Source organism: Streptomyces sp. NPDC001832, from assembly GCF_040297265.1.
Lineage (GTDB): Bacteria > Actinomycetota > Actinomycetes > Streptomycetales > Streptomycetaceae > Streptomyces.
Map to the genome: position 1 here is coordinate 171,465 of NZ_JBEOYU010000005.1, position 12,058 is coordinate 183,522.

Sequence of the window (12,058 nt, forward strand, 5' to 3'; positions counted from 1 at the left end):
GGGACGAGAGCACTGCCCATCCGCGTGCAATACGGCTAGATTCGGGTCATGGCGGACTCCAAGCGTGAGATCGAGCGGAAGTACGAAGCCACCGCGGAAACCCGGCTCCCCGACCTGAGCCGGGTGGCCGGGGTCTCGGCCGTCGCTCACCGGGGCGTCACCGAACTGGACGCCGTCTACTACGACACCGAGGACCTCCGGCTCGCAGCAGGCTCCCTCACCCTGCGCCGTCGCACCGGCGGGAGCGACGCAGGCTGGCACCTCAAATTCCCGGTCGCCTCCGGCATTCGGGACGAGTTCCAGGAACCGCTCTCCGACACCCTGCCGCGCTCCCTCGCCGGCCTGCTCCGCTCCCGGGTCCGCAGGAGCGAACTGGTCCCCGTCGTACGGCTGCGCACCGCCCGAGACGTCCACCATCTGCTCGATGCCGAGGGCGCGCTGCTCGCCGAGGTCAGCAACGACACCGTGCGGGCCGAACGACTGACGGGCGGCAGCGCCACGGCCGCCTGGACCGAGATCGAGGTCGAACTCGCCGACGACGGCGACCCCGCCTTCCTCGACGCCGTCGAACGCCCGCTGCGCAAGGCCGGTGTCCGACCGTCCGCATCGCCGTCCAAGCTGGCCAGGGCGCTCGCCGAGACCGCGCCGGAGCTCAAGCGGGACAACGGCGCGGACGAAAAGGCCGGGGAGCTCACCGCGGGCGACCACGTCCTCGCATACATCCGCCACCAGAACGAGGCGATCGTCGCCCTCGACCCCGCCGTACGCCGCGACCTCCCCGACTCCGTGCACCAGATGCGGGTCGCCACCCGCAGACTGCGCAGCGCGATGCGGACGTACCGGAGGATCCTCGACCGCGGCGTCACCGACCCGATCGGCGGAGAGCTGAAGTGGCTGGCCGCCGAGCTCGGTATCGACCGCGACCAGGAAGTCCTCGACGCCCGTCTGCGCGCCCGCCTCGACGCCCTGCCCGGCACCCTGATCCTCGGCCCCGTCCGGGGCCGGCTCCGGATCTGGTCGGCGGCCCGCCGGGGCGGCTCACGGCGCCGGACCGTCGGCGTACTCGACGGGAAGCGGTATCTGGTGCTCCTGGAGAGGCTGGACGCCCTGCTCGCCGCCCCGCCGCTGCTGCCCGCCGCGTCCCGCGCACCCGAGCAGGAACTGTCCCGAGCCGTACTTAAGGAGTACGAGCGCCTGGCGACCCGCGTCGGCCATGCCCTGGAGCTGCCGCCCGGCCACGACCGGGACCTCGCGCTGCACGACGCCCGCAAGGCCGCCAAGCGCGCCCGATACGCGGCGGAGGCGGCCCGCCCCGTGCTCGGGAAGCCGGCCAAGCGGTTCGCCAAACGGATGAAGGCCCTGCAGACCCTCCTCGGCGACCACCAGGACAGCGTGGTGGCCCGCGACGCCCTGCGTAATCTGGCCGTCCAGGCACACGCGGCGGGGGAGTCGGCATTCACCTGGGGACTGCTGTACGGGCGGGAGGAGGCGAGTGCCGCCGCCGGGGAACGGGAGCTGCCCGAGGTGTGGAAGCGGGCGTCGCGGCCACGGTTGCGGGCGGCGCTGGAGGGCTGAGCACCGGGGTACGCTTGATGGTCACCCTTGCCGGCTCTCGAAAGTTCGCGATGTCTGTCGATTCGGTCTTCCCACAGCTCGAAGCTCTGCTCCCGCATGTGCAGAAGCCCATCCAGTACGTCGGCGGTGAGCTGAACTCCACCGTCAAGCCGTGGGACGAATGCGACGTCCGCTGGGCGCTGATGTACCCGGACGCATACGAAGTTGGACTCCCCAACCAGGGCGTCATGATCCTGTACGAGGTGCTCAACGAGCGCCAGGGCGTCCTCGCCGAGCGCACCTACAGCGTGTGGCCGGACCTCGAAGAGCTGATGCGCGAGCACAAGGTCCCGCAGTTCACCGTGGACAGCCACCGCCCGGTCAAGGCGTTCGACGTCTTCGGGCTGAGCTTCTCCACCGAACTCGGCTACACCAATATGCTCACTGCCCTGGATCTCGCGGGCATTCCGCTGGACGCCAAGGACCGCACCGTCGACGACCCGATCGTGCTGGCCGGAGGTCACGCCGCGTTCAACCCGGAGCCGATCGCGGAGTTCATCGACTGCGCGGTCATCGGCGACGGCGAGCAGGCCGTCCTGGAGATCACCGAGATCATCCGTGCCTGGAAGGCCGAGGGCCGCCCCGGCGGCCGCGAAGAGGTGCTCTTCCGCCTCGCGAAGACCGGTGGTGTTTACGTCCCGGGCTTCTACGACGTCGAGTACCTTCCGGACGGGCGCATCGGCCGTGTCGTACCCAACAAGTCGGGCGTGCCGTGGCGGGTGTCCAAGCACACCGTGATGGACCTCGACGAGTGGCCGTACCCGAAGCAGCCCCTCGTGCCCCTCGCCGAGACCGTTCACGAGCGGATGTCCGTCGAGATCTTCCGCGGCTGCACCCGGGGCTGCCGTTTCTGCCAGGCCGGCATGATCACGCGCCCCGTGCGGGAGCGAAGCATCACCGGCATCGGCGAGATGGTCGAGCAGGGCCTCAAGGCGACCGGCTTCGAAGAGGTCGGCCTGCTCTCGCTTTCCTCCGCGGACCACACCGAGATCGGCGAGATCGCCAAGGGCCTCGCCGACCGGTACACCGAGGACAAGATCGGCCTCTCGCTGCCCTCCACCCGCGTCGACGCGTTCAACGTGGACCTGGCCAACGAGCTGACCCGCAACGGCCGTCGTTCCGGCCTCACCTTCGCCCCCGAGGGCGGCTCCGAGCGCATGCGCAAGGTCATCAACAAGATGGTCTCGGAAGAGGACCTCATCCGTACCGTCGCCACCGCGTACGGCAACGGCTGGCGCCAGGTGAAGCTGTACTTCATGTGCGGTCTGCCCACTGAGACCGACGAGGACGTCCTCCAGATCGGCGACATGGCGGTCAACGTGATCGCCAAGGGCCGCGAGGTCTCCGGCCAGAACGACATCCGCTGCACCGTCTCCATCGGCGGCTTCGTGCCCAAGCCGCACACGCCGTTCCAGTGGGCCCCGCAGCTCGGCGCCGAGGAGACCGACGCCCGGCTGGCCAAGCTCCGCGACAAGATCCGCGGCGACAAGAAGTACGGCCGCTCCATCGGCTTCCGCTACCACGACGGCAAGCCCGGCATCGTTGAGGGCCTGCTCTCGCGCGGTGACCGCCGTGTCGGCTCAGTCATCCGCGCGGTCTACGAGTCCGGCGGCCGCTTCGACGGCTGGCGCGAGCACTTCAGCTACGACTGCTGGATGACCGCCGCCGAGAAGACGCTGCCCGAGTACGGCGTGGACGTCGACTGGTACACCACCCGTGAGCGGAGCTACGAGGAGGTCCTGCCCTGGGACCACCTGGACTCCGGTCTCGACAAGGACTGGCTCTGGGAGGACTGGCAGGACTCGCTCGACGAGACCGAGGTTGAGGACTGCCGCTGGACCCCGTGCTTCGACTGTGGCGTCTGCCCTCAGTTCGACACATGGCCACAAGTAGGACCGACGGGTAAGAAGCTGCTCCCGCTTGAGGTCAAGAAGTAGCCGTGACCAGCGGCGATGCCGTCCAGAGGATGGCTGAGACGCTCGCTGGCATGAGCGAGGCGGAGCGTACCGAGATCCTTCGGGGGCTCGGGACGAAGGAGCGCGAGCAGGCTTCCCGCCCTGTGAGGCGCACGCCGCTCCCTGCTCCTCGGCAAGATCCGGGCATCGTCTCGGCGGTCGAGTGGGTGTAGCTGACGAGAGGCGTCCGGGCAGTCACAGCCGGGCGCCTCTCGCCTGTCCTGAGTGAGGCGGGCTCACCGGCCGCGAGAGGGGCTGTACGCCCCCGCCGCGTCGGATGCCACCCTCGGGGGCTGTTCGCCCGGCAGGCGTCCGCGTGGCGCTCCCGGGCAAGGCTCAGCCCCCGGCCCGGCGGGTATGCACCGCACGCTCCGGGGGCTGTCTCAAGCGGCCAGGATCAGGAGGCAGCCTTCTCGATGGCCTCGAAGATGTCGGCGTTGGTCTCCTGCTGCCACTTCGGGAGGTCCGGCCAGTCTGCGACGTAGCCGGGCTTCGGGTCCTCGAAGTGCTTGAACATCTGAGCGGTCCAGCAGATCGCGACGAACCGGCCCTTCTGCTCCCGGGACAACCGGGAAGCGTGGCCACTGCTGATCTCGATGAACTGGCGGACCTGCTCGCAGACAGAGCCTGCGGCCTCGCGCTCCCACTGGGGGGTGTCGTCCCACGGGGTCACGTATCCGGGCTTGGGCTCACCCGGGAAGTGCTGGCGAACACCTGCGATCCAGGCTTCCCGGAACAGTCGTGCACCTTCGATCTGCGACATGCCATCCCCTCTCGTCACTGCGTGATCAGCGTGGCTATCTCTGCCCCCAGCTCCGCTACGCGGTGGTCCCCGGCCAGGGGGCCGAACTCGCTGCACAGGGCTTGGAGTCTACGGGCGACGTAGCCCGAGGCTTGCGCCAACTGGATGGCTTCCCGCCCGTACAGGACGACTTGTTCGGGGTCGCGTCGCTTGGCGCCGATGGCGGCGAGATCGGCCAGCACGGCACCCCTGCGCCGGTAGGACTGCCCCGACGCAACCCGGCTGACATCGAGCCGAGGACGGCGTGAGGTCTGGTTTACGGAACTGGGTGCTGTGCCGCCTCGGTCGGTACGCAGGTCCGCTCTACCTGGCCATGATCCTCGGCGGCTCGGCCGTGTTCCTCGCTGGAGCCCTTGCCACGCGGTAGCTGCCTCGAAGGCTGCTGCCTCCCGTTCCTCCCGCCGGATTCCCGGCGGGTGTTTCCGAGTAGAGAGGTAAGTCCGATGGTGGAAGAGAACACCGGTTCGGTGGCCCCCGAGGGGGGTGGCCTGCTCGTCGCGAAGCGCAAGATCGTGGCCGCGCGGACGCGTGCCGAGCAGGAGTCGGACGTCAGTAGCGGCCGTTCTGACGGCAACGACTGACGGGGCTGCCCACGATGCTTGATGCAGCCTCGTGGGCGGGGCGGCTGGGCGGGGACACGTTCCTCGCCCAGACGTACCACCGCTCCTACGCGCGCTTCCCCGGCGCCGCCGACACGGCGGGCCTGTTCTCCTGGGACGACCTGAACCGAATCATCGCCACACAACGACTGGAGCCGCCTCGGCTGCGCCTGTCAGTGGACGGCGAGATGGTCCCCCTTCACCGATACGCGATCCCGACCACGAACCGCCGCGCGGTCACCTGGTCGCGCATCCAGCCGACCGACTTCCACGCCCAGCTCAAGGACGGGGCGTCGCTGGTCCTCGATGCGGTCGAGAAGATCCATCCGGCGGTGGGTGCGGCGGCCGAAGGTCTTGAACGGTTCCTCGGCACCTCCGTGCAGGCCAACGCGTAACCTGATCGGAAGAGCCCCCGCCCTTCGCGCGGCGGGCGAGACAGGGCAGGGGCATGGGTCCGTCAGAGCTTGGCGGCGAACTCGTCGCTCTTGATGACGAGACGCTCGCGCACATCGCGAGGGATCTTCAGCCGCAGGTGCACGGAGGGAGCGCGCACGCCCTTGACCTTGGTTCGAGTCACCTCGCACGTGACGCCGACGCGGCGCAGATCCTCGGCCATGGCTTCCATGCCTCCCGACTCCCACACTTCGCGGAACGTCTTCCCGTTGTGGACGAGCGTCCAGCGGTCCTGCGTGGTCTCGGGGTCGATCGCGCTCAGCTCGTCGGTCAGCTTGTCGAGCGTCTTCTCCGCCTGCTCCTGAGTGAACCGCGTCTTCGTGTAGCGGCCTCCCGGCTCAAGGCCCGTCATGTAGTAGGCGATCGCCTCTTCGAGTCGCTTCACCTCGGCCCGAGCCTCCGCCCCCTGCGCGTACTCCCGAACCTGTACGGGGAAGTCGCCGAGGACTCTCAGTACGTCGTTCACGAGCACGTCGTACACACCCTGTGGATCGGGTGCGCCGAGCCCCCCGCTCTTGCACTTCTGGCACCGGAGGTACTGGTACTGGCCGAACTTGTTGGTCGTGACGTGCACGGTCATGTTCGACGTGCAGTCGACACAGGTGAGGACTCCCAGGAACTGCGTCGCGCCGTGCGTCTGGCGCTGGGGTTGGTTCTTGCCGCGCCGGTCGATGGCCTCCTGGAGTTCGTCGTACTCCTCCTTGGTGAAGATGGGATCGGCCACCCTGATCGGCTTGCCATCGTGTCCGAGTATCAGCTTCGAGCGGCGTACGCCGCCGTTCTTGTTCTCCTCCACCCGGTAGCCCATGAGCGCCGGGTTACGGAGGCGCCGGAGGAGAGTCGAGGTAGTGAGCCCTGGGGACATGAGCCCGGAGCGGACGAGGCACAGAGCCATGCGCCGGGCAGACACTCCCCGAAGTGCCATGCGGCGAGCCCAGTGCAGTGCCTTGTGTGCGTTCGGCTCGATGGCAAGGGAGGGCTTTCCGTTCGCCTTCGTGGTGACGAAACCGTACGCAGGCTTGCCGACGAACCACGCGTCCTGAGTCCGCGTGTAGTCCCACAGCGACGCGACCCGTGTCGACGTGTTCGCCGTCTCGATCTCGGCGATACCACCGATGAGCGTGACCATCATCCGGCCGACAGTCGATTCGAGTTCGATGCTGTCGTTCTTCGACACGAGGTTCTTCCCGTACCGCTCGCACCACTCGATCATGGTCGAGAGATCCGACATGCGGCGGATGAACCTGTCGAGCTTCCAGAAGAGCAGGACATCGAACTCCGGGGCCCGGTTGTTGAGCCACTCGCCCAACTCCTTCCGCTTCCACGGCGGAACCTTTGTTGCCGACACGTTGAGATCAGAGGCGACGCCGACGACGCGGCACCCCTTCTCTCTGGCCAGGAGGCGGAGGTCCAGCTCCTGCCGTACCGGCGACGTTGTGTCCTCTGTAAGAACGGACAGGCGGATGGACAGCAGGGCGCGCGGAGCGTCCGCAGGGAGTAGTGCCTCCGCCTTCTTCAGGTCCTCCAAGAGGGCCAGGTCTGAGGCAGTCCACTCGGTCTCGACGGCATACGTCTTCATGGGTCGGAGCGTAGGTATGGATGTAGCCCTGTCACCTTCGGTCAGGCTGGGTGGGGCTGCGCGCGCCTCTGGCGGACCTCGTCCTCCTGGGCGAGCCGGCGCAGCAGCGCCAGGACCGGCTCGAGCAGCAGGATCACGATGGCCGCTCGTTCGGCCAGTTGTTCCGGTGCGTCGATCCCGTCGAGTTGTCCGACGTCGAGGCGGGCGACGGATGCGGCAAGCCTCGCGTAGGGGAACAGGTCGTCGTTGCTGTAGGGGACGCCGAGACGGCTGAGTTCCTTGAGAGCCGCCGCCAGTGCGTAGGGGTGGGGTGAGTCGTCCGCGACGTTCCACTCCAAAGCGTCGAGTAGTTCCTTCACCTGCTGTAGTTGCTCGGAGCCGACCTCCGCGTCACCCGACTCCGTCGGGATCGGTAGCGCGTGGTGCAGCACGCCGAGGGTGGGCCGGGACTCCTCCGGGTGATCGACCGTCGCCAGCACGTCGCGGGCGGCCGCGATGGACAAGCCCCCGCGAGCGGTCAGCGCCCGGATCAGGCGCAGTCGCTGGACGTGCTCTTCGTCGTACTCGGCGATCGTGGCGCCCATCGAACGTCCGGGCGGCAGCAGGCCCTCGCGCAGGTAGTACTTGATTCTCCCCACCGGGCTCCCAGATCGGCGGCTCAGCTCCGAGATCTTCATGCGCTCCCTCGACTTTCTGCTGGTGCCAGTGTTCCAGGTGTTCGAGGTTGGATCCCCATCTTGGAAAGTGTTACTTTCCAATGCTTGGAAAGTGCAGGTTTCCAGTATGTCGCCAACCCGGCGGCCGGCGCGAGCACCACGCACACAGAGGAGAAAGCGCATGGCCAGTTCACCCACACACGCCCGCATGAGCGCACGGCACTTGCTCCGGGGGCGCCGCCTGTGGATCGCTTCCACAGCAGTGATCGGCCTGCTGTCCTTCCTGCTCTCGCTGCTCTACCTCGGCGCGAACAGCAACCCCGCCGGGGCGATGCATGACCTGCCGATCGCTGTCGTCAACGCCGACCGGGGGGCCGAGCACGCGGGCAAGCGGATGAACCTGGGTGCGCAGATCACCGAGCAGGTCGCCGGCGCCCCGCAGCTCAAGGGAAAGGTCAGCTGGAAGCAGGTGGACCGGGCCGGGGCGAAGCGGCTCATGAGCCAGGGCAAGGTTTTCGGGGCATTGGTCGTCCCGGAGAACTTCTCCGCCTCCGTGCTGGGGCTCGCGGCGCCCGGCAGCGCCTCCCCGAAGCAGCCGGAGCTGGAAATCCTCACCAATCCCGCGGCCAACAGCTTCGGCTCGAACATGGCCGAGCAGGTCAATCGTGAGGCCGCACACAACGCCTCGGTCGCTCTGGGTGAACAACTGGGGCAACAGTTGGCCCACCAGGCCGCCCGGGCTGAAGCGGCTGGGAAGCACGTCACCGCACCGAGCGCCCCTGAGCAGCTGCTGCTCGCGGACCCGGTCAAGGCCGTCGTGGCCGAGGGGCACCACCTGGGCAACCACAGCGGGTTCGGTCTGACCGCCTTCTTCTACACCCTGGTGCTGGTACTCGGCGGCATGCTCGGCGCCAACGTGATCCACCTGCAGGTCGACGCCGCCCTCGGCTACGCCGCCAAGGACCTCGGCCCCTTCCGTACCGCCGAGCCCGTCCGACACCTGAGCCGCACCCGCCACTTCCTCGTCGGCTGCGCACTCATGGCCGGAGTCTCCCTGGTCACCTCGGCGCTGGCGATGGCCGCCGCCGTCGGAATTGTCGGCATCGACGCCTCACACCTGCTGCTGCTCTGGATTTTCGGGGCCTGCGCGACGATGGCGATGGGCTGCACGGCGCTCGCCCTGATGGCGGTCCTGGGCACGCCCGGCCCGCTCGTCTCGATGTTCGTGTTGATCGGTCTTGCCATCCCGTCGGCGGGTGCCACCATGCCGCTGCAGGCGCTGCCTTCCTTCTACCGCTTCCTCGCCGAATTCGAACCGTTCCGTCAGGTCCTCGACGGTGTCCGGGCGATCCTCTACTTCGACGCCCAGCTCGACGCCGGACTCGCCCGAGCCTGGACTATGACCGGCGTCGGGTTCGCGCTCTCGCTGCTGCTCGGACTGGGCCTGACCCATCTCTACGACCGCAGGGGCCTGCACCGCACCGCGCAGCTCGAGTCAGTCGCGCTCCCCGAGGCTGCCTGATCCGCTCCCGGCGCGGGCACGCCCGTGTCCCGCCCGCCCCGGGATTCCCCCACGGCGCTCACCCCGCTCGGGCACGGGTTGCGCCGGGTGTTACCGCGAATTGCTCGCCCCTGCCGGGCGGGGGATCGCCACCGCGGTCGGCCGGGTGCTCACCGCTCTGTTCGTCTGGCCGGCTGTCGGCCTGTGGCGGCACGTCCTGGTGCCCCTCGCGCTCGCCGCCGCCTCGCTGGCGGAGCATCTGATCGTACGGCCGCCGACCTGGGCGTACCGGGAGCTGCTCCCGCTCTCGGTCAAGAATCCATCGTGACCAGTGGAGATGCCATCCGGGTTCCGAGCCGGTAACGACCTCGCCCCCTCGTCGCCCTCGTCCGAACCGGAGCACGCTTCAACGCGGCCACCCGTCGAACCACCCGAAGCTCACGTGGCCTGAACGCGATGCCAGAATGGGCCGGTGACCAGCGCCAAAGACACAGTCCGCCAGTTCCTTCTGCAGGTGCGATCGGGCAGGCGCCCCGACTGGGCCGACCGTTTCATGGCCGGCCACGTCCTGGCCCACCAGGTCGTCTCGGAGACGCCGGTGGTCGTGGAGCGCACACCGCAGCAGTACGCCGAACACGTTCAGGAGATGCTCGACGCCTACGGCACCTTCGAGCTGACCGTGGACGAGCTCATCGCCGAAGGGGACCGGGTCTACGCTCGCTGGACACAAATCGGACGCCACGTCGGACCGATCGGCCACCACGCACCAACCGGAGCGGAGGTCACGGCGATTACCAGCGCGGTCTATCGCATCGAGGACGGCCTGATCGTCGAGTACTGGATCCAGATCGACCGGCAGGGAATCGCCGCCCAGCTGGAGAAGGCCGCCCATGAGCACTGAAGCAAATCCGTTCCACAGGATTTGACTATTGCTCGGGTTGCGGAGCGACTCGATGCAGGAGTGGACCGAGGGCTCGACGCGAGGAGTGCCCCGTGTCCGGGCACGCCGTGACGCATGGCGGGCAGTGGTCGGCGGGCCGAGGGTGCACGAGCCCCGGGAACCGGGGAGCCCCCTTGCGCGTACTCTGGGTAGTACATCGACTGTGCCCAGCGCGGCGCCCGGACCAGAGATCTCCTCGCTCGGAGAAAAAAATACGCCGAGCGGGGGTGAGCCGGACCGGACACCCCGGGCCACCCGCATTTCGAGGGCGGCATGCCACCGCGTCCGCCCCGCACCGAGGAGAAGAACCACTGGGCAAGCGACAGCCCGAAGGCCCGCCGCCCGCACCGGCAGTGCAGCGCATCCGACTGCGCTACACCAAGCGCGGCCGCCTCCGGTTCACCAGCCACCGTGACTTCCAGCGTGCCTTTGAGCGGGCACTGCGCCGCTCCGAGGTGCCTATGGCCTATTCGGCGGGCTTCACCCCGCACCCGAAGGTGTCGTACGCCAATGCCGCTCCCACCGGCACGGGCAGTGAGGCCGAGTTTCTGGAGATCGCCCTCACCGAGGCCCGGGATCCGGCCGTTCTGCGCGAGTTGCTCAACGCCTCGCTGCCGGACGGTCTCGACATCACCGACGCCGTGGAGGGCCGCACCTCCGGTCTCGCCGACCGGCTGACCGCCTCCATCTGGGAGCTGCGTCTCGACGGCGTTTCCACCGAGGAGGCCGTCAAGGCCGTGGCTGCATTCAACGCGGCTGAGACCGTCGAGGTCCAGCGCCGTGCGAAGAACGGCATGCGGACCTTTGACGCCCGTGCCGCCGTGGTGGACCTGGAGGCCCTCGATCCACAGCCTGATAGGACCGAGGACAAGCCCTGTGCGATACTGCGGCTGGTTGTACGGCACGTGACACCTGCCGTGCGACCTGACGACGTCCTGTCCGGTCTCCGCGTTGTGGCCGACCTGGCGCCGCCGGTTCCCGCAGCGGTGACCAGGCTGGCGCAGGGGCTCTTCGACGAGGAGTCCGGCACGGTGACCGACCCACTCGCGCCCGACCGCGAGGCAGCCCCGGCCGCTCCACCCGCAGCCACCGGGACCGCCGTCGCGACGGCGCCGGAAGGTGCAGGTTCCGCGTAAGGCGGTCGTTGCAGCGCAGTCCTCCGGCTCGGGAACCACCTGGGTCGGGCCGCGCGATGACCCAATAAGACTTTCGCCAGGCCGTACGCACATCGCTTACGGAACCGGCGAGCCAGACATTGAGCTCCCGTGCGGCGCCCGCGCCCCGGACGGCGGTCTCGCGTACATCGCGCGGACCATGCCGGACCGGAACCAGACGCGGCGCCCGGGAGACTGACGGGAGAACCGCCCGCATGCCCCAGCCCAACGAACCCGGCACGACCGGGAACGCCGAAGAGAACAACGCACCCGGAGACAAGCTGCCGCCGCGCCGCAGGCGCCGCGCCGCTTCCCGCCCGGCCGGCCCGCCGATGGCGGACGCTCAGGGCGCAGCCGCTCCGGCCATACCGGCCGTTGACGCCGCAGTGTCCGACCACACCACCACCGACGCCGAGAGCGCTCCGGCGGCAGAAGCCGCGCCGCCCGCGCGTACCCGTCGTCGTGCCGTGCGCAAGGCGACCGCTCCGGCGGGTGCGCCGCAGTCCGCCGAGGCAGTAGAGGTCGTGGAGCCCGCCGCGAGCGCCGAGGTCACCGAGGCCGCAGCCGAGGCCGAGGTCGTGGTGGCGGCGCCGGTGCGTACGCGTCGTCGTGCGGTCCGTAAGGCGACTGCGCCGACGGGTGCGCCGCAGACCACAGAGGCTGCTGAGGTCACCGTGCCCGCAGCGGAGGCCGAGGCCGAGGTTGTGGAAGCGGCGCCGGTGCGTACGCGTCGTCGTGCGGTCCGTAAGGCGACTGCGCCGACGGGTGCGCCGCAGACCACAGAGGCTGCTGAGGTCACCGTGCC

The 12,058-nt window shown here is 68.9% G+C and carries 11 protein-coding genes and 2 pseudogenes; 9 read left to right on the plus strand and 4 right to left on the minus strand.

The window, feature by feature from the left end; all coding sequences use genetic code 11:
- Nucleotides 1-48: 48 nt before the first annotated feature.
- Together ABT115_RS06785 and ABT115_RS06790 are read left to right on the plus strand one after the other, a co-directional pair.
- The gene (locus tag ABT115_RS06785) at nucleotides 49-1,575 is read left to right on the plus strand and encodes a CYTH and CHAD domain-containing protein (RefSeq protein WP_351784786.1); all 1,527 of its coding nucleotides are present in this window, start codon (nucleotides 49-51) and stop codon (nucleotides 1,573-1,575) included.
- A 50-nt stretch (nucleotides 1,576-1,625) separates the two neighbouring features.
- The gene (locus ABT115_RS06790) at nucleotides 1,626-3,551 is read left to right on the plus strand and encodes a TIGR03960 family B12-binding radical SAM protein (RefSeq protein ID WP_351784788.1); all 1,926 of its coding nucleotides are present in this window, start codon (nucleotides 1,626-1,628) and stop codon (nucleotides 3,549-3,551) included.
- 415 nt (nucleotides 3,552-3,966) lie between these two features.
- On the opposite strand, the gene ABT115_RS06795 is transcribed toward ABT115_RS06790, so the two are convergent.
- On the minus strand, nucleotides 3,967-4,332 hold the full coding sequence (locus ABT115_RS06795; RefSeq protein ID WP_351784790.1) for a hypothetical protein: 366 nt from the start codon (nucleotides 4,330-4,332) through the stop codon (nucleotides 3,967-3,969).
- A gap of 14 nt (nucleotides 4,333-4,346) precedes the next feature.
- Nucleotides 4,347-4,553 (minus strand): hypothetical protein, encoded by a 207-nt coding sequence (locus tag ABT115_RS06800; RefSeq protein WP_502969039.1) that lies wholly within the window; start codon nucleotides 4,551-4,553, stop codon nucleotides 4,347-4,349.
- 261 nt (nucleotides 4,554-4,814) lie between these two features.
- On the opposite strand from ABT115_RS06800, the gene ABT115_RS06805 reads away from it, so the two are divergent.
- A complete protein-coding gene (locus ABT115_RS06805) occupies nucleotides 4,815-4,952 on the plus strand; it encodes a hypothetical protein (RefSeq protein WP_169435287.1) in 138 nt (45 codons plus the stop codon).
- Between the two features lie 14 nt (nucleotides 4,953-4,966).
- Nucleotides 4,967-5,359, plus strand: a pseudogene (locus ABT115_RS06810) (cupin); the annotation flags it as partial.
- Nucleotides 5,360-5,427: 68 nt separating this feature from the next.
- Here ABT115_RS06810 and ABT115_RS06815 read toward each other — a convergent pair.
- A complete protein-coding gene (locus ABT115_RS06815) occupies nucleotides 5,428-7,002 on the minus strand; it encodes a recombinase family protein (RefSeq protein ID WP_351784792.1) in 1,575 nt (524 codons plus the stop codon).
- Nucleotides 7,003-7,043: 41 nt separating this feature from the next.
- Nucleotides 7,044-7,679, minus strand: coding sequence for a MerR family transcriptional regulator (locus ABT115_RS06820; RefSeq protein WP_351784794.1), 636 nt, complete (start codon nucleotides 7,677-7,679; stop codon nucleotides 7,044-7,046).
- 160 nt (nucleotides 7,680-7,839) lie between these two features.
- Between ABT115_RS06820 and ABT115_RS06825 the strand changes: the two genes are divergently transcribed.
- The 5 genes and pseudogenes from ABT115_RS06825 to ABT115_RS06845 form a co-directional block, all read left to right on the plus strand.
- Nucleotides 7,840-9,180: a YhgE/Pip domain-containing protein gene (locus ABT115_RS06825; protein ID WP_351784796.1), complete on the plus strand. Its 1,341-nt coding sequence runs from the start codon at nucleotides 7,840-7,842 to the stop codon at nucleotides 9,178-9,180.
- 100 nt (nucleotides 9,181-9,280) lie between these two features.
- The gene (locus ABT115_RS06830) at nucleotides 9,281-9,487 is read left to right on the plus strand and encodes a hypothetical protein (protein WP_351784798.1); all 207 of its coding nucleotides are present in this window, start codon (nucleotides 9,281-9,283) and stop codon (nucleotides 9,485-9,487) included.
- 144 nt (nucleotides 9,488-9,631) lie between these two features.
- Entirely contained in the window at nucleotides 9,632-10,060 is a 429-nt protein-coding gene (locus ABT115_RS06835) for an ester cyclase (RefSeq protein ID WP_351784800.1), read from the plus strand.
- Nucleotides 10,061-10,452: 392 nt separating this feature from the next.
- On the plus strand, nucleotides 10,453-11,235 hold the full coding sequence (locus ABT115_RS06840) for a TIGR03936 family radical SAM-associated protein (protein WP_351784802.1): 783 nt from the start codon (nucleotides 10,453-10,455) through the stop codon (nucleotides 11,233-11,235).
- A gap of 233 nt (nucleotides 11,236-11,468) precedes the next feature.
- Nucleotides 11,469-12,058, plus strand: a pseudogene (locus tag ABT115_RS06845) (ribonuclease E/G); the annotation flags it as partial.

Bases quoted from the DNA above. Each gene is read 5' to 3' on its own strand.
- ABT115_RS06785 (WP_351784786.1), top strand. From the start codon at position 49: ATGGCGGACTCCAAGCGTGAGATCGAGCGGAAGTACGAAGCCACCGCG.
- ABT115_RS06790 (WP_351784788.1), top strand. From the start codon at position 1,626: ATGTCTGTCGATTCGGTCTTCCCACAGCTCGAAGCTCTGCTCCCGCAT.
- ABT115_RS06795 (WP_351784790.1), bottom strand. From the start codon at position 4,332: ATGTCGCAGATCGAAGGTGCACGACTGTTCCGGGAAGCCTGGATCGCA.
- ABT115_RS06805 (WP_169435287.1), top strand. From the start codon at position 4,815: ATGGTGGAAGAGAACACCGGTTCGGTGGCCCCCGAGGGGGGTGGCCTG.
- ABT115_RS06815 (WP_351784792.1), bottom strand. From the start codon at position 7,002: ATGAAGACGTATGCCGTCGAGACCGAGTGGACTGCCTCAGACCTGGCC.
- ABT115_RS06820 (WP_351784794.1), bottom strand. From the start codon at position 7,679: ATGAAGATCTCGGAGCTGAGCCGCCGATCTGGGAGCCCGGTGGGGAGA.
- ABT115_RS06825 (WP_351784796.1), top strand. From the start codon at position 7,840: ATGGCCAGTTCACCCACACACGCCCGCATGAGCGCACGGCACTTGCTC.